This is a genomic window from Mesorhizobium sp. WSM4311 (assembly GCF_002295115.1).
Classification (GTDB): Bacteria; Pseudomonadota; Alphaproteobacteria; order Rhizobiales; family Rhizobiaceae; genus Mesorhizobium.
Genome location: NZ_NSFV01000020.1, coordinates 1 through 16,615, shown reverse-complemented (window position 1 = coordinate 16,615; position 16,615 = coordinate 1). Strand labels below are relative to the sequence as shown.

General features: G+C 65.3%; 17 protein-coding genes and 1 pseudogene. 10 read left to right on the top strand and 8 right to left on the bottom strand.

Annotated features, from left to right (window positions below; translation table 11 throughout):
• Positions 1-5 precede the first annotated feature (5 nt).
• The 5 genes from CK226_RS31575 to CK226_RS31555 are packed head-to-tail and all read left to right on the top strand — an operon-like array spanning position 6 to position 6,291.
• The gene (locus CK226_RS31575; RefSeq protein WP_095793939.1) at positions 6-2,834 is read left to right on the top strand and encodes a molybdopterin-dependent oxidoreductase; all 2,829 of its coding nucleotides are present in this window, start codon (positions 6-8) and stop codon (positions 2,832-2,834) included.
• Positions 2,831-4,369, top strand: a complete 1,539-nt coding sequence (locus CK226_RS31570; RefSeq protein ID WP_095793938.1) for a 6-hydroxynicotinate reductase — start codon at positions 2,831-2,833, stop codon at positions 4,367-4,369. The genes CK226_RS31575 and CK226_RS31570 overlap by 4 nt, the downstream gene beginning before the upstream one ends.
• A 2-nt stretch (positions 4,370-4,371) precedes the next feature.
• A complete protein-coding gene (locus CK226_RS31565; RefSeq protein ID WP_095793937.1) occupies positions 4,372-5,256 on the top strand; it encodes a UPF0280 family protein in 885 nt (294 codons plus the stop codon).
• Positions 5,249-5,833 carry an amino acid synthesis family protein gene (locus CK226_RS31560; RefSeq protein ID WP_095793936.1) on the top strand — a complete coding sequence of 195 codons (585 nt, stop codon included), beginning with the start codon at positions 5,249-5,251 and terminating at the stop codon, positions 5,831-5,833. The genes CK226_RS31565 and CK226_RS31560 overlap by 8 nt, the downstream gene beginning before the upstream one ends.
• A complete protein-coding gene (locus CK226_RS31555; protein ID WP_095793935.1) occupies positions 5,830-6,291 on the top strand; it encodes a MarR family transcriptional regulator in 462 nt (153 codons plus the stop codon). Before CK226_RS31560 ends, CK226_RS31555 begins: the two co-directional genes overlap by 4 nt.
• A 33-nt stretch (positions 6,292-6,324) precedes the next feature.
• Here CK226_RS31555 and CK226_RS31550 read toward each other — a convergent pair whose 3' ends face one another.
• From CK226_RS31550 to CK226_RS31530, 5 genes are all read right to left on the bottom strand, one after another.
• Positions 6,325-7,119, bottom strand: a complete 795-nt coding sequence (locus CK226_RS31550; protein WP_095793934.1) for an inositol monophosphatase family protein — start codon at positions 7,117-7,119, stop codon at positions 6,325-6,327.
• Between the two features lie 80 nt (positions 7,120-7,199).
• On the bottom strand, positions 7,200-8,201 hold the full coding sequence (locus CK226_RS31545; RefSeq protein ID WP_095793933.1) for an LLM class flavin-dependent oxidoreductase: 1,002 nt from the start codon (positions 8,199-8,201) through the stop codon (positions 7,200-7,202).
• A complete protein-coding gene (locus CK226_RS31540; protein WP_095793932.1) occupies positions 8,198-9,034 on the bottom strand; it encodes an arylamine N-acetyltransferase in 837 nt (278 codons plus the stop codon). The genes CK226_RS31545 and CK226_RS31540 overlap by 4 nt, the downstream gene beginning before the upstream one ends.
• A gap of 71 nt (positions 9,035-9,105) precedes the next feature.
• A complete protein-coding gene (locus CK226_RS31535; protein ID WP_095793972.1) occupies positions 9,106-10,272 on the bottom strand; it encodes an AI-2E family transporter in 1,167 nt (388 codons plus the stop codon).
• An 89-nt stretch (positions 10,273-10,361) separates the two neighbouring features.
• Positions 10,362-11,423, bottom strand: coding sequence for an LLM class flavin-dependent oxidoreductase (locus tag CK226_RS31530; RefSeq protein ID WP_095793931.1), 1,062 nt, complete (start codon positions 11,421-11,423; stop codon positions 10,362-10,364).
• Between the two features lie 221 nt (positions 11,424-11,644).
• Between CK226_RS31530 and CK226_RS31525 the strand changes: the two genes are divergently transcribed.
• Positions 11,645-12,073, top strand: coding sequence for a DUF6481 family protein (locus CK226_RS31525; protein WP_027047610.1), 429 nt, complete (start codon positions 11,645-11,647; stop codon positions 12,071-12,073).
• A 114-nt stretch (positions 12,074-12,187) separates the two neighbouring features.
• Here the strand turns inward: CK226_RS31525 and sugE are convergent, their stop codons facing one another.
• Positions 12,188-12,502 (bottom strand): quaternary ammonium compound efflux SMR transporter SugE, encoded by a 315-nt coding sequence (gene sugE, locus CK226_RS31520; protein WP_095793930.1) that lies wholly within the window; start codon positions 12,500-12,502, stop codon positions 12,188-12,190.
• A gap of 201 nt (positions 12,503-12,703) precedes the next feature.
• Positions 12,704-12,829 (bottom strand): hypothetical protein, encoded by a 126-nt coding sequence (locus CK226_RS36095; protein WP_013891842.1) that lies wholly within the window; start codon positions 12,827-12,829, stop codon positions 12,704-12,706.
• A gap of 213 nt (positions 12,830-13,042) precedes the next feature.
• Here CK226_RS36095 and CK226_RS31510 point away from each other — a divergent pair, with 213 nt between their 5' ends.
• From CK226_RS31510 to CK226_RS31495, 4 genes are all read left to right on the top strand, one after another.
• The gene (locus CK226_RS31510; protein WP_095793929.1) at positions 13,043-13,852 is read left to right on the top strand and encodes a transglutaminase family protein; all 810 of its coding nucleotides are present in this window, start codon (positions 13,043-13,045) and stop codon (positions 13,850-13,852) included.
• A 126-nt stretch (positions 13,853-13,978) separates the two neighbouring features.
• Positions 13,979-14,932, top strand: coding sequence for a cation diffusion facilitator family transporter (locus CK226_RS31505; protein WP_095793928.1), 954 nt, complete (start codon positions 13,979-13,981; stop codon positions 14,930-14,932).
• Positions 14,933-15,008: 76 nt separating this feature from the next.
• Positions 15,009-15,413: a GFA family protein gene (locus tag CK226_RS31500; RefSeq protein WP_095788484.1), complete on the top strand. Its 405-nt coding sequence runs from the start codon at positions 15,009-15,011 to the stop codon at positions 15,411-15,413.
• 82 nt (positions 15,414-15,495) lie between these two features.
• Positions 15,496-16,308, top strand: coding sequence for a class I SAM-dependent methyltransferase (locus tag CK226_RS31495; protein ID WP_095773437.1), 813 nt, complete (start codon positions 15,496-15,498; stop codon positions 16,306-16,308).
• 116 nt (positions 16,309-16,424) lie between these two features.
• Here the strand turns inward: CK226_RS31495 and CK226_RS31490 are convergent.
• A pseudogene (locus tag CK226_RS31490) lies at positions 16,425-16,615 on the bottom strand (DNA recombination protein RmuC); the annotation flags it as partial.

Below are 16,615 nucleotides of genomic sequence, written 5' to 3'. Positions count from 1 at the left end.
CTGACATGAACCAGGTTCTGCCCGAAGTGGATGAAGGTCGGCCGGATTTGGGCATAGTCCAGCCCGGCCTCGAGCGCGCCGACATCGCCTTCGCGGTCAATGGCGCCGCCGTCTCGGTCAACGTGCCGCCGCTGCGCCGGCTGTCCCAGGTCCTGCGCGACGAATTGCGGCTCACCGGCACCAAGGTCGGCTGCGATGCCGGCGATTGCGGCGCCTGCACGGTGCTGGTCGACGGCGATCCCGTCTGCGCCTGCCTGATGCCGGCGGCTTCGGCCGCGGGCGCATCGGTGACGACGGTCGAGGGGCTGGCCAACGGCCTGTTGTCAGCGCTGCAGGCTTCTTTCCTGGCCCATGGCGCGGCACAATGCGGCATCTGCACGCCGGCGCTGCTGGTGGCGGCGACAGCACTGTTGGACACGACGCCGAGACCAACCGAAATCGAGGTGCAGGATGCGCTGGGCGGGATTCTGTGCCGCTGCACCGGCTACCGGAAGATCATCGCGGCGGTGATGGACGCCTCCTCGCAAGTGGCAAGCCTCGATTTCCGCCTGCCCCAGTCCGGCCATGCGATCGGCGCGTCGCCCGTCAGGCTGGACGGTGTGCCAAAGGTGACGGGGGCCGAGAAATTCGGCGGCGATTCCTTCCCGGCCGATGCGCTTGCTGTGCTGGTGGTCCGCTCGCCGCATTATCACGCCGGCTTCGCCTTTGGCGACCTCGACGGCTGGGCAAGGAAGACCCCCGGCATCGTTGGTGTCTTCACGGCGGCCGACATTCCGGGCAAGAACTGTTTCGGCGTCATCGGCCCGTTTGCCGACCAGCCGGCGCTCGCCGAAGGGTTTGCGCGGCTTCGCGGCGAGGCGGTGGCGCTGGTCGCCGGCGAGCGCGAGGCAATTTTCGATCTGGACCTGTCGGATTTCCCAATCCGCTGGACCGAGCTGCCGCATGTCCTGCAGCCCAGCGAAGCACAGGCTGAGGGTGCTGCGCTGATCCATCGGAACCGCCCTTCGAACCTCTTGACCTCCGGCTTCGTCGAGCGCGGCGATCCCGAGGCGGCGCTTGCCGGCGCCGCTGTGACCGTGACCGGTGCGATCGACACCTCCTATGTCGAGCACGCCTATATCGAGCCCGAGGCCGGCCATGCCTATATGGACGCCGACACGCTGGTCGTCGTCGCCTGCACCCAGGCGCCCTATATGGACCGCGACGACACGGCGAAGGTGCTTGGCCTGGCTGTCGACAAGGTGCGCATCGTGCCGACCGCGACCGGCGGCGGCTTCGGCTCGAAACTCGACGTTTCGCTGCAGCCGCTGATCGGCCTCGTGGCGCTGAAGACCGGGCGTCCGGCCGCCTTGGCCTACACGCGCAACGAATCGATGATGTCGACCACCAAGCGCCACCCCGCAGAGATGAAGGCGACCATCGGCGCCGATGCCGACGGCCATGTCACCGGCATGATCTTTTCAGGCGATTTCAACACCGGCGCCTATGCCAGCTGGGGGCCGACCGTCGCCAACCGCGTGCCGGTGCATGCTTCCGGCCCCTACGCGACGCCGAACTACCGCGCCGAGGGCCGCGCCATCCACACCCATGGCCCGATCTCCGGCGCCTTCCGCGGCTTCGGCGTGCCGCAGGCGACGATCATGCAGGAGACGCTTTACGATGAGCTGGCCGGCAAGCTCGGCATCGACCGCCTCGATTTCCGCGTAAAAAACTGCCTTCGGAACGGATCCGAAACAGTCACCGGCCAGAAGCTGGAATCCGGCGTCGGCATTGCCGAATGTCTCGAGGCCTTGCGGCCGCATTGGGCGCGGGCGGAAGCCGACGCGAATGCTTTCAACAATGCCAACGGCGATAAAAAGCGCGGCGTCGGCGTGGCGTCCTGCTGGTATGGCTGCGGCAACACTTCGCTGCCCAATCCGTCGACCATCCGGGTCGGCATCGCGGCTGACGGCACCGTCATCCTGCACCAGGGCGCCGTCGACATCGGCCAGGGTTCCAACACCGTCATCGCGCAGATCTGTGCCGACGCGCTTGGCCTGCCGCTGGAAAGGTTCCGGCTGAAAAGCGCCGATACGGCAATCAGCCCCGACGCAGGCAAGACCTCTGCCTCGCGCCAGACTTTCGTGACCGGCAAGGCCGCCGAGAAGGCCGGGCGGGCCCTGCGGGAAAAAATCCTGCGCTTTGCCAACGTCTCCGAGAAGGCAACCCTGCAACTGGACGGTGCGGCGATCGTCATCCGCGAGGGCGAAGCCGCGCGCCGCATCGATCTCGCCTCGCTCGACATGGATGCCGAGGGCTTCGTCTTCCGCGCCGAGGAGACCTACGACCCGCCGACACTGCCGCTCGATGCCAAGGGCCAGGGCAAGCCCTATGCCGTCTATGGCTATGGCGCGCAGATCGCCGAACTGGAGGTCGATCTCAAGCTCGGCACGGTCAAGCTGATCAAGATCACCGCCGCGCATGATGTCGGCAAGGCGATCAACCCGCTGCTGGCCGAGGGCCAGATCGAGGGCGGCATCGCGCAAGGCATCGGCATGGCGCTGATGGAAGAGTACATTCCCGGCCGCACCGAGAATCTGCACGACTATCTCATCCCGACCATCGGCGACGTGCCGCCGATCGAAACCATCCTGGTCGAGGTTCCCGATCCCGAAGGGCCGTTCGGCGCCAAGGGCCTGGGCGAGCATGTGCTGATCCCGACGGCACCCGCGATCCTCAACGCCATCCGCCATGCCACCGGCGTGCTGGTCACCAAGGTTCCGGCGACGCCGACGCGCATCCGCGCTGGCATCCGTGAAAAGGATGGCATCCGCGAAAAGGAGGCACGCGCATGAGTGAGCTTGCCGAGCGTTTTGAGACCCATGATCCCGGCGAGAAGCTGGTGGCGGAGAAGATCCGCTGCGATGCCTGCCCGGTCATGTGTTACATAGCCGATGGCCGCACCGGCGCCTGCGACCGCTACGGCAATGCCGGCGGCCGGATCGTGCGCATGGACCCGCTGACCATTCTCGACCATGCTGCCGAGACCGGCGGGACAATCGTGCCCTTCGTCGCCGAAGGCGAGGCATGGGACGGCGAACTGGTCAACACCGGCCGCCGCTTCGTCACGGCAATCGGCGCGGGCACCACCTATCCCGACTACAAGCCGGCGCCGTTCATCGTCAGCCAGCAAGTCGAAGGCGTCGATCTCGTCACCGTCGTCACCGAAGGCATTTTTTCGTATTGCGGCGTCAAGGTGAAGATCGACACCGACCGTCATATCGGACCCGAAACGGCTGTCGTGCGCTCGCAAGGCGAGGCGATCGGCCATGTCACGACGGGCGAATATGGTTCGCAGATGCTGTCGCTGGGCGGCGTGCACCATCTGACCGGCGGCTCCAAGGCGGAAGGCCGGGCAACCTGCGACGCGCTGCTCAATCTGTGCAACCGCAAGCCGGTGGAACTGACCATCGACGGCGGCGCCACCATCATCGTGGAAGCCGGCAAACCGCCTGTCATCGACGGCAAGCAAGAACACCGCATGCGCGTCGGCTGCGGCTCGGCCACCATCGGCATGTTCGCCACGCAATGGCGCGGGCTGGTCGACGAGGTGGTGGTGGTCGACGACCACATCACCGGCGTCGTCTCCGAGCACCAGGCCGGCAAGGTGCTGGGCTGGCAGGACACGGGCATCAAAATCATCGGACGCCGTTCGACGCCGGGCCGCTATTTCAAGGTCTCCGAGCCCGGCCTCGGCTGGGGCGGCACCTCGATTTCCGACCCGCTGTCGATCCTCGGCGAATGGAACGCCAAGAAGGGCGCGCGGCCGGGCCTGTCGCTGTTGATGGTTTCGACCACCGGCGAGCAGTTCGCCTACTACGAGCTCGACGACGAATTGAAGCCGGTGCAGAAGCCGTTTCCTGAGCGGTTGCAGAAGTCGGTCAATCTGATCGAGGACAATTGCGAGCCGGCGCTGTGCACCGTGCTGTTCATCGGCGGTGCCGGCGGCTCGCTGCGCGCCGGCGTCACCGAAAACCCGGTCAATCTCACCCGCTCGGTGCAAGGCCTGAAGACTTACGTGACGGTCGGCGGCGCGCCGGTCTATGTCTGGCCGGGCGGCGGCATCACGCTGATGGTCGATGTCACCCGGGTGCCGGAAGGTGCCTTCGGCTATGTGCCGACGCCGGCGCTGGTGGCGCCGATCGAGTTCACCTTGCGCCGTGACGACTATGTCAGGCTTGGCGGCTACGAGGCCGAGATCCGCAGTGTCGAGGATATCGTCGCCAAGGGCGGCGAATACCTCAACCCGCGCCACGGCACGGGTGCGCCGTCCGACAATCCATGGCCGCCGCTGGCGCAGCTGCGGCGCGCCGCATCGAACGGAGCCTGACGATGGACGGCCCGCAGGCACATTGGCTGCAGGACAGCAAGCGGCTGCACCTCAACCATGGGCCGATCGATCTGATCGTCGAGGCCTTTGGCGAAGCGCAGGAATGCCGCCTGGCGTATGAGCAAGCGGTCGCGCGCTTCCAGACGATCCTGATCGAGCTGGTCAGGGAGCTTCCCGAATTGCGGCTCCCGGCATTTTTCCTGGCGCCGCGGGCCTTCAACGGTCCGACGGCGCGCCGCATGGAAGCGGCCGTCATGCCGCTCGCGGAATGTTTCATAACGCCGATGGCCGCCGTCGCAGGATCGGTAGCCGACGAAATGCTCGCCGCATTGCTTGCCGGCCGCAGGCTCGAGCGCGCCTATGTCAACAATGGCGGCGACAGCGCCCTCCACCTCGGCACGGGCCGATCGATCGGCCTGGCGGTCGCCGGCACCGGCAACGGCATGGCCGACCGGATCACGATCCGCGCGGAGGATGGCGTTCGCGGCGTCGCCACCAGCGGCTGGCGCGGCCGTTCCTTCTCGCTTGGCATTGCCGACGCCGTCACCGTGCTGGCGCGGACCGGTGCCGAGGCCGATGCGGCGGCGACGCTCATTGCCAATGCGGTGGACCTGCCCGGCAATCCCGCCATCCAGCGCATTCCCGCATGTGAACTGTCGCCCGACAGCGACCTCGGCGCGCGGCTGGTGACGCAAGGCGTCGGCACGCTTGCGCCTGGCGAGGTGGCGCGGGCGCTGGACAATGGCCTTGCCGTCGCCGAAGATTTTCGCCGGCGCGGCCTGATTGCCGGATCGGCGCTGTTTCTTGGCGGTGAGGCCCGCATCAGTGGTTCCGTGGCGCTTGCCGCACCCAACAAAAATCCGAGGGAGGAAGTTGCCCATGCCTGAGTTTCCGATCCGCAAGATCGCAGTGCTGAGCGAAGAGATATTTCATGAGGGCGGTCCGGTCGCGGACGTGCCGCGCCGGCGTGCCGCGGCCATGGCTGTGGTCAGGAACCCGTTCGCAGGGCGCTATGTCGAGGATCTGCAGAGCGCCATGGACGATCTGAAGCCTCTCGGCCTGCTGCTTTCCGACAGGCTGATCGCCGCATTGGGCGGCGACGTCAAACAGATCGACGGCTACGGCAAGGGTGCCATTGTCGGCACGGCGGGCGAGCTGGAGCACGGCGCGCTCTGGCACGTGCCGGGCGGCTACGCCATGCGCGAGCGGCTTGGCGACGCCAAGGCGATCGTGCCGTCGGCCAAGAAAGTCGGCGCCTTCGGCTCAAAGCTCGACGTGCCGCTCGGCCACATCAACGCCGCCTATGTGCGCAGCCATTTCGACGCCATGGAAGTCGGCATCAGCGACGGGCCGCGTCCCGACGAGATCCTGTTCTGCCTCGCCATGACCTGTGGCCCGCGCATTCACAACCGCATGGGCGGCCTGGCGGCCGACGGCATCAAGGCCTGGGACGGGCTGCGGTGAGCGGCGAGGACAATCTGCTCAAGCTGGTCGAGGTCGAAGAGCCCGAGGAGCACGATTACCTGCTGCAGGAGCAGGTCGGCTTCATCCTGCGCAAGGCGCACCAGCGCCACGTCTCGATCTTCGCCGCGCATATCGGCGACCTGACGCCGCCGCAATTCGCCGCACTGGCCAAGCTGCGCGATGTCGGCGAGACCTCTCAGAACCAGCTCGGCACGCTGATCGCCATGGATGCGGCGACAGTGAAGGGCGTGATCGACCGGTTGAAGGCGCGCGGCCTGGTCGAACTCTCCAAGCATGAGGGCGACAAAAGGCGGCTGCTGGTCAATCTGACCGCGGAAGGCCGCGACGCGATCGAACGCCTGATCCCGCTGGCGCGCGAGATCACCAGGGAGACGCTGGCGCCGCTCTCGGCCAAGGAGATCGCCACCTTCATGAAGCTGCTGGCCAAGCTGGCGTAGGGTGCCGCCACGATCCATCGCATCAAATGGCGATCAGAGCGTGAACGCTTCCCTGCACAATTCCTGCAGCTTCGAAAAGACGCCCTTGCCGCCGGTGATGACCTGCGTGCCGCTCTGCAGCACCGTCTTGGGATCCGCCTGCAGGACGGTGCCGCCGGCCTCCTCGATCAGCAACATGCCGGCCAGGCAGTCCCAGGCGTTCATGTGTTCCTCGACATAGCCAAGCAGCCGGCCCGAGGCCACATAGGCCAGCATCAGGGCGCCGGACGCGTTGCGGAAGAAGACACCGCCTTCGGCGAGGATCTTCTTGATCAGCACGGCGATGTTCTCGGCCTCGGCCCGGTTCGAGAATCCGGTCCCCACCGAGCCTTCTTCCAGGCCGGTCGCGGCACTTGCCTTGATCGGCCTGCCGTTGATGAAGGCGCCGCCGCCGCGCCTGCCATGGAACGTCTCCCCGGTCGACGGTTCGTGGATGACGCCGACGATCGTCTCCCCGTCCCTTGCGCAAGCGATCACGACGCACCAGGCCGGAATGCCGCGCACGAAATTGGCGGTGCCGTCGATGGGATCGACGACCCAGGCATAGCCGCTCGAGCCGGCGACAGAAGCATGTTCCTCGCCGACGATGCCGTCCTGCGGATAGTCCTTGGCGATCGCCGCACGTATGAACAGCTCGACCTCGCGGTCGGCCTGCGAGACCAGGTCCTGATGGCCCTTGCTCTCGATGGTCAGGCTTTCCAGATCGCGGAAATATTCGAGCCCGCGTTCGCCGGCCCGCCGCGCCAGATCGATGGCAAACTGCGTGCGGGCGTCAAGATCATGGGTCACGGGAAGGCTCGCTCTTGCTGGGGATGCGCCCGCCACTTAGCAGAGCATCGCCGCCGGCAAAAGCACCTGGCGGATAAAAGTCAGGCTGCTTGCGACAGCGATTTGTGAGCGTCTGCCAGGATCTCGAACGACCGCACCCGCGCCGCGTGATCGAAGATTTGCGCGGTGACCATCAGCTCGTCGGCGCCGGTGCGGCGCACGAAGGCATCGATGCCCTGGCGGACTGTTTCGGGAGAACCGACGACGGCGCAGGACAGCGCCTGGCCGAGCATGGTCTTGGCCATCGGATCGAGATCGCGGTCATAGTTCTCGATCGGCGGCGGCAACCGTCCGGGACGGCCGGTGCGCAGATTGACGAAGGCCTGCTGCAGGGAGGTGAACAGCAGCCGTGCCTCGGCATCGGTGGGCGCGGCAAAGACGTTGAGGCCGAGCATCACATGCGGCCTGTCGAGCTGTTCGGACGGCTGGAAGCGCGAGCGATAGATGTCCAGCGCATGGTCGAGCTCGGCCGGCGCGAAATGCGAGGCGAAGGCGTAGGGCAGGCCGAGCATGGCGGCGAGCTGCGCGCCGTAGAGGCTGGAGCCGAGAATCCAGACCGGCACGTTCTGGCCCTCGCCGGGCACGGCGCGCAAGCGCTGGCCTTCCTGCGCCGGCAGGAAATAGCCCATCAGTTCGACGACATCCTGCGGGAAGGTGTCGGCGCCGGCCTCGAGGTTGCGGCGCAAGGCGCGCGCGGTGTTCATGTCGGTGCCGGGCGCCCGGCCGAGGCCGAGATCGATGCGGCCGGGAAACAGAGCGGCCAGCGTGCCGAATTGCTCGGCGATCACCAGCGGCGCGTGGTTGGGCAGCATGATGCCGCCGGCACCGACTCGGATGGTTTTGGTGCCGCCGGCGACATGGGCGATGACCACGGATGTGGCGGCGCTCGCAATGCCCGGCATGTTGTGGTGCTCGGCCAGCCAGTAGCGCTTGTAGCCCAGCCGCTCGGCATGGCGGGCGAGATCGAGCGAGTTGGCAAGCGACTGCGAGGCATCGCTGCCTTCGACGATCGGCGACAGGTCGAGAACGGACAATTCGGTCATGCGGTGGTCTCCACGATCTTCGTCTCACGCACTTTGGCCTCGAAAGCAGCGCGGTCGGGAATGATGATGCCGATCAGGCCTTGCAGCGTGTCGGCGAGTTCGGCGGCGGTGGCCATCTCCGTCTGCTCGGTGCGGCCGCCAAGGTGATGGATCGACAGGCGGTTTCCCCGCAGCGCGTAACGCCGATCCGGCGCGGCGCGCGCCGCAATGACGGAGGAGAGGAAATGCGATGTCGGGCTGGTCGACAGGAAGTGATTGGTGACGGAATAGTCGACCTCGTATTGCGGCTGCAGGTCGAACCGGTAGAGCGATCGCCAGTCGCCGCCGATGGCGGCCTGCAGGCGGAAATGATCGCCGGCCTCGACGATGCGGAATGGCTCATGCGGGGTTTTCTGTTCCGGGCCGGGATCCAGCAGCAGCGGCGCGGTCAGGGTCAGGCCGCCGAAGCCGACATCGGCGATGTAGGTACGGCCATCGAGCTCGACGCGCAAAAGCATGTGGCTGCGCGCGGTGATGGCGTCCTCGCTCTGGCCCCAGAGCACGCGCGCGGCCAGGCCGCCGACCTCGAAACCAAGCGCCCGCAGCGCATGCATGAAGAGGAGGTTGTGCTCGAAGCAATAACCACCACGCCCGCCAAGGACGATCTTGTCCTGCAGCGCGGCGAGGTCGAGCCGGACCGGGCGGCCAAGAAACGGATCGATGTTCTCGAAGGGGATCGCCTGCGGATGCGCGAAATGCAGCGTCTTCAGCGTATCCAGCGACGTGTCGCGCGGACCGGCGTAACCGATGCGCGCGAGATAGGCGTCGAGGTCGAAGGCAGAAGCATCGCTCATAGGGAAGGCACCGGACGTTGATCGGCCGGATATAGGCATTCGATACCGCCGCGGCAAACGGCGTCCGCCTTCTATGCCGCCGCCTTGCCGTTCTCCTCGACGTCGTCCTCGACTACGGCGGGTTGCTGCGCGGCGAGGAAATTGCCGACATGGCCAAGCCCTTCGAAATGGTCGCAGAACACCTTGATGACGACCAGCAGCGGCACCGCCATCAATGCGCCGACGAAACCCCACAGCCACGACCAGAAGGCAATGGCGATGAAGATCGCCACCGCGTTGATTTCCAGGCGCCTGCCGACCACCATCGGTGTCACGAACTGGCCTTCGACGACATCGCACAAAAGCACGAAGGCCGGTGCCAGAAGCGCGTAGGAGATGCTGTCGAAGCTGATCAGCGCCATCACCGCGACCAGCACGATGGTCAGCAGCGCGCCGACATAGGGCAGGAAGTTGAACAATGCGGCGGCGACACCCCAGACCAGCGGGTTGGGCATGCCGAGCGCCCACAGGCCAAGGCCGATGACGGTGCCGAGACCCGCATTGATGATGGTGACGGTGAGCAGATAGTGCGAGATTTCGTGCTCGACGTCATAGACGACGCGCAGCGCCCGCTTCTTCTCGGTGAGGCTGGCGAAGGACTGGATGATCTTCTCGTAGAACATCGTGCCCGAGGCGAGCAGGAACAGCGACAGCACGAAGATGATGGTGAGGCTTGTACCCGCCGCCAGGATGTTGCTGGCGGCCGACGACAGGATACCGGACTGGGCGACGGCCACCTTCTGGACGCCAGGCTCCTGCGAGGTTTCGGTCATCTGCTCGATCTGATGCGAGACCTGCATGATCCTTTCCAGCGGACGCCGCAATTGCGCCAGCCGCTCGGTGAGTTGCTGGCCGATCGACGAGGTGTTGTTGAGGAGATCGATGACAGGGCCTGAGAGCAAATAGCCGGCGCTGGCGAACACGCAGATGGACAAAAGCACCAGGAGCGTCGCCGAAACCGCTTCGGGAATGCCGCGCTTGCGCAGCAGCCGCACGATCGGTGTCAATGTCAGCGCCAGCAGGAAAGCGAGCATGACCGGCATGAAGAAGGCACGGCCGAAATAGAGCGCATAAACGGTCATGAAGATGAAGATGCCGACCAGCAGCGAGCGCATCAGATGGGTATCCGCTCGGGCTTCGACGCGCGGATCCGGGCTTTCGGCAACGCCTGCGCCCGTAGCGGCGGGTTCGGTTTTCATCATGCACCCTCAGCGGGCACCGCAACTGGTGCAGTCCGTTGACGAAAACGCCGGCGCGCCAGCAAGGTTCCTTTAGCCGGCAAGGCCCTTTATGCGACGGGCGCGGCCACCGCCGGCGCGGACTTCGCCGTTTCCTTGCGCACGATCGGCGCCACTTTGGTGCCGTAGAGTTCGATCGCCTTCATGATCTTGGCATGCGGCATGGTGCCGATCGCCATCTGCAGCAGGAAGCGGTCATTGTTGAAGACCCTGTGCTGGGCGACGATCTTCTCGGCCACCTGTTCTGGACTGCCGACGAACAGGGCGCCGTCGGGACCACGCGACTGGTCGAAATGCGCCCGCGATGTCGGACCCCAGCCACGCTCGCGGCCGATGCGGTTCATCACCTCGGCCTGCGGGCCGTAGAAATCGTCGGCCGCCTGTTCGGTGGTGTCAGCGATGAAGCCGTGCACGTTGATGCTGGTGGCGAGACCCGCCGGGTCGCTGCCGGCGCGCTTGGCGGCCTCGCGGTAGAGGTCGAACAGTGGCGCGAAGCGCGCCGGCTCGCCGCCGATGATGGCAAGCGCCAGCGGCAGGCCGAGCGCGCCCGCGCGGGCGGCGGACTGCGGCGTCCCACCAATCGCGATCCAGACCGGCAGCCTGTCCTGGAAGGGCCGGGGATAGACGCCGCGATCGTTGATCGGCGCACGCAGATTGCCGGACCAGGTGACCTTGACGCTGTCACGGATGGCGAGCAGCAGATCCAGCTTTTCCGCAAAGAGCTCGTCATAGTCTTCCAGATTGTAGCCGAACAGCGGGAAGGATTCGATGAACGAACCGCGCCCGGCCATGATCTCGGCACGGCCGCCCGAGAGAAGATCGAGCGTGGCGAACTGCTGGAAGACGCGCACCGGATCGTCGGAGGACAATACCGTGACCGCGCTGGTCAGCTTGATGCGCTTCGAGCGCTCGGCGGCAGCGGCGAGCGCCACGACCGGCGCGGAGGCGGCATAATCGGGCCGGTGATGCTCGCCGAGACCGAAGACGTCGAGACCGACCTGGTCGGCGAGTTCGACCTCCTCGATCAGGTTGCGCAAGCGCTCATGCGGCCCGATGGCGCCCGGGCCGGGCTGCGGGCTGACGTCGGCGAAAGTGTAGAGACCGAGTTCCATTTGATGTCATCCTGGCGTTGGGTTTTGCAGCTAGACGTAGCGAGCGAACTGTCTTGCCGCCAGAGGCGTGGACGGTGAACAGTGCATGTCGGTTTGGGCGGCAAAAGGCGTCTCCCGGCGGCAACATCACGGAATTTCATGGCTGGCATACCGTTTTGGCGCTTGAACTCTCGGCATTCGCGCGTATGTAAGCCTCGCGAATTGACTTCAGGGAAGTGGACTTGGCTATCTACAGGGAAAAAGACATTTTCGAGCGGCGCAACGCCGCGAACGAGGCAAAGAAGGCGCTTCTGGAGCGCTTCAAGTCAAAGCCGGCGGCAGATGATCCTGCGGTGCTGGCGCGACAGGCCGAACGCAAGGCAATCCTCCAGGCTCGTGAGATCCGCGAAGCCGAGAAGGCAAGGCTGAAGCAGGAAAAGCTGGCACGCGAAGCCGCGGAGAAGGCCGAGCGCGAGGCAGCAGCCGAAGCGGCACGCATCGCCGCCGAAGAGGCAGCCCAGGCCGAGGCCAAAATTCGGGAAGCCGAAGAGACCGAGCGCATTGCCCGCCTGCTCGCCGACGAGGCCGAGCGCAAGGCCAAGCGCGACGCACGCTATGCGGCGCGCAAGGCACGGACCGGCAGGGCTCCTCCGGGCTTTTCCGCCCGCTAGCAGCTTCGGCGCAGCCAAGCTCGAACATTGAATCAGGGTCGCCTTGCAGCGGCCCTGAAGGTGTTTGTGCGGCGCTTTTTCCTGTTGGACGCATATCGCTGTCCCACGCCGCTTTCAGGCCGCGAATTTCAGCCCCATGATGCCGCAAACGATCAGCGTGATGCAGCCGAGGCGGATCGCGGTGGCGGGCTCACCGAGCAGCCAGATGCCGAACAGGGCCGTGCCGACCGTGCCGATACCGGTCCACACCGCATAGGCGGTGCCGACGGGAAGCGCCTTCAGCGCCAGGCCAAGCAAGGTGAGACTGACGATCATCGAGGCGACCGTGAGCACGGTCGGAACCAGCCTGGTAAATCCGTCGGTGTATTTGAGGCCGATCGCCCAGCCGATTTCGAAGAGGCCAGCGAAAAACAGAAAAGTCCAGGACATCGGAACGCTCCATCCAGCACCGGGCCGGAGACAGGATCCGATCCTCAGATACCGATCATTATGGCGGGTCGTCCCGACCGTATTGTTGGGGAGGCGCGGGGTCGTCCCCGCACCGTCGATATAGGCTGTCCAAACGCCCGATCAACCCGGCGGCATTGTCTGACGCCGCCGGTGGGATTTGCGTGCCTGACTTGCCGAGGCCTACTTTTCCTTGATGCGCATCGCCTTGACCGGCGGCGCCTTCAGGGCGGGAGCGGGTGCCGGCTTCTTGGCATCCTTCTTCGGCTTGCGGGCTTCCTTGCCTGCCTTCATCGCACCTTTAGCCATGATTCGTTCCTCCAGTTGCGGGGAATGAAGTGAAACAAGAGAAACGCTTTGCTGCAAGTGGGCAGTGTCTGTCGCAACCGCCGGCCGACTGCTTTCAACCGGTTTCTAATTTGCTCGTAAACCATGGCCGTCCGTGCCATTCTCGTTTTCGCACTGCAGCATCGACCCGCGCCTTCGCCCGGGTGATCGTCGGGCAGGCCGGTCAGGACGACAATGCGGATCCACATCGGCTGCGCGATGAGTTTCGACTTCCCGCAGGAGACGCCGCTCATCGCGATGCTCAATGTCCACTATTCCCGCGCCTCCGACCTCGAGCGGCCGGATTTCCTGACCTCCAGCCCGCCAGTTCCGGTTGAGGGTTATCGCGACAGTTTCGGCAATTGGTGCAATCGCTTCGTCGCGCCGCCCGGTCGATTCACCTTCGGTACGGATGCGGTGATCCGCGACACCGGCACATTCGAGATGGGCGAGCCGATGGCCTGGCAGCACGAGGTGCGCGACCTGCCGGCCGAGACGCTGCTGTTCCTGCTGCCCAGCCGGTTTTGCGAGAGCGACCTGTTGGCCAACGAAGCCTGGCGGCTGTTCGGCCATACGCCGCTCGGCATTCCGCGCGTGCAGGCGGTGTGCGATTTCGTCCACAACCACATCGTCTTCAAATACGGCAACGCGCGGCCGACGCGCACCGCTGCGGAAGCCTATCGGGAACAGAGCGGCGTCTGCCGCGATTTCGCGCATCTTGCCGTCACCTTCTGCCGGGCGCTCAACATCCCGACGCGCTACTGCACCGGCTACATCAGCGATATCGGTATGCCGAAGCCGTGGTCGAGCATGGATTTCGCCGCCTGGATGGAGGTCTATCTCGGCGGCCGCTGGCATGTTTTCGACCCGCGCAACAATGCGCCGCGCATCGGCCGTATCCTGATCGCTTCCGGGCGCGACGCCGCGGATGTGCCGCTAACCCATATTTTCGGACCGGGGACACTGGCCGGCTTCAAGGTGTGGACCGACGAGATCGTCGAATAGTCGCGGTCTCCCGCCGGCCGGTCCCAAACAAATCGCGTCTTGAACGACCCGGCAGTTGGCGCGTTATGGTGGAGCTGCGGCCGTCCGGCCGTTAGACTGGGGCACGTTGAACGAGGACCAAACCGCATGGCCGGTCACGGCGGCTCCAAAATGGTCATCTATGCGGCACTTGCCGGCAATCTGGCGATCGCGCTGACCAAATTCGCCGCCGCCTTCTTCACCGGCAGCTCGGCGATGCTGTCGGAAGGTGTGCATTCGCTGGTCGATACCGGCAATGGCGGCCTGCTGCTCTACGGCATGCACCGTGCCGCGCGCCCGGCCGACCGCACGCATCCGCTTGGGCATGGCCGCGAACTCTATTTCTGGAGCTTCATCGTTGCCCTCCTGGTCTTCGCGCTGGGCGCCGGCGTGTCGTTCTACGAGGGCATCATCCACATCATGGCGCCGGAGCCTGTCGCCAACGTCAAGGTGAACTATGTCGTTCTCGGCTTGTCCTTCCTGTTCGAGGGCAGCTCCTGGCTGGTGGCGCTGAAGGAATTCCGCCGAGAGAAAGGCAAACAGAGTTGGCTGCAGGCCCTGCAGTCGAGCAAGGACCCGAGCGTCTATACCGTGCTGTTCGAGGACAGCGCGGCGCTTGTCGGCCTGATCGTCGCCTTTGCCGGCATACTGGCGGCGGAGCTGCTGGAGATGCCGGAACTCGACGGCGTCGCCTCGATCGGCATCGCGCTCATTCTCGGCGCCACGGCGATTTTCCTCGCCCGCGAAAGCAAGGGGCTGCTGATCGGCGAACCGGCGTCGCCCGAAGTGCAAAAAAAGGTGCTGGCGATCGTGCAGCAGGATCCGGCGGTGCAGCGCGCGAACGGTGTCCTGACCGTCCATATGGGACCGCAAGAGATCGTTGCCGGGCTCAGCATCGAATTCGAGGACCATCTGTCGGCGCCGGAGATCGAAGCCTGTGTCGAGCGCATCGAGGCACGGCTGAAGAAGGAGATGCCGGAGATCGCGCGGCTGTTCGTCAAGCCGCAGACCACGGGCACCTGGGAGCAGCGGCGCAAGCTGATCGAAACGGCATCGAACTAGTCCTGGACCAGCGCTGCACCGTTGCCCCGTCGCATTGCCTTGCTAAGATCAGGCGACGGATTTCGGAGGAACGACCATGAAGATCGACGGCGGGTGCCATTGCGGCGCCATCACCTATGAGGCGGAGGTCGACCCGGCGAAGACCTCGATCTGCCATTGCACGGACTGCCAGCAGCTGACCGGCACGGCTTTTCGCGTCACTGTTCCCGCGCCCGAGGATCACTACCGGATCACCAGGGGCACGCCAAAACTCTATATCAAGACCGGATCGAGCGGCGCCAAGCGCGCCCAGGCCTTTTGTGGCGACTGCGGTTCGCATCTTTTCGCGACTTCGGTTGGCGACGGCCCGAAGGTCTATGGAATCAGGGCGGGCACCGCGCGGCAACGCGAGGATCTGGTGCCGACACAACAGAAATGGCACCGGTCGGCCCTGCACTGGCTTCCCGAATTCGAAGGCATGAGCATCGTGGAGGAGCAATAGCCCCGCGCTCCCGGTCGAAAGCCGCCCCAGGACAAGCAATTCTGTGCTAGCCTCGCTCACCATCAAGCGGCGGGTAATAGCGATGTTGGAAACGGACAAACTGTTCGCCGGCTCGATCCCGGAAAACTACGACCGCTATATGGTGCCGTTGATTTTCGAGCCATTCGCCGCGGACCTTGCACGGCGGGCAGCGTCCTTTTCGCCCAAAGCCGTCCTGGAAGTCGCCGCGGGCACCGGGGTCGTCACCCGCGCCTTGGCGCCAAAACTGTCCCCTGACGCAACCTATGTCGTGACCGACCTCAACCAGCCGATGCTCGACTACGCCGCTTCGCGACAGGCTCGCGACGGTCGCATCCAATGGCGCCAGGCCGATGCCATGGCGCTTCCGTTCGAGGACGCGGCCTTCGATCTCGTTTGCTGCCAGTTCGGCGCGATGTTCTTTCCCAGCCGCCCATCCGCCTACCGCGAGGCCAGGCGGGTGCTGAAACCCGGCGGGCATTTCCTGTTCAACGTTTGGGATCGCATCGAGGAGAATGTCTTCGCCGATGATGTGACCAATGCGCTGGCCAGGATGTTTGCGAACGATCCGCCGCGCTTTCTCGCCCGCACGCCGCATGGCTACCACGATACGGCGCTGATCCGCGGCGAGCTGGAAGAGGCCGGCTTTTCCGGTGTGGCGATCGAAACGAGGGCTGAACAAAGCCGCGCCCCCTCGCCGCGCCTGCCGGCCGTGGCCTATTGCCAGGGAACGGTGCTTCGCACCGAAATCGAGGCCAGGGATCCCGGGAAACTGGACGCCGCAACGGATTACGCCGCATCCGCGATTGCGGCCAGACATGGCAGCGGCGCGGTTGCCGCCAAAATCCAGGCGCACGTCATCGTGGCCATGGCCTAGGCCGGAATTGCCGGCTAGAGCAGTTCACCGTTTCACGGAAACGGCAACCCGCTCTAACTCTTTGTTTTCACGCAATTCCGGACGGAAAACCGTTTCACACTTTTCCTGGAATTGCTCTAGTCGTCGCCTTCGACGACCCGCAGCCTGAGCTGCCCGGTCTTTGAATCGGCAGCGCGCGGACCGGGCTCGAGTTTCGCCGCGGGCGCCCGTGACGGCGTCTCCGGGCCGGCATCGCCATCGGCCTGCGCGCCGAACTCCAGCGCCTCGATCTTCTGGCCGCGCTTGGTCACTTTCGATGTCGAGACCA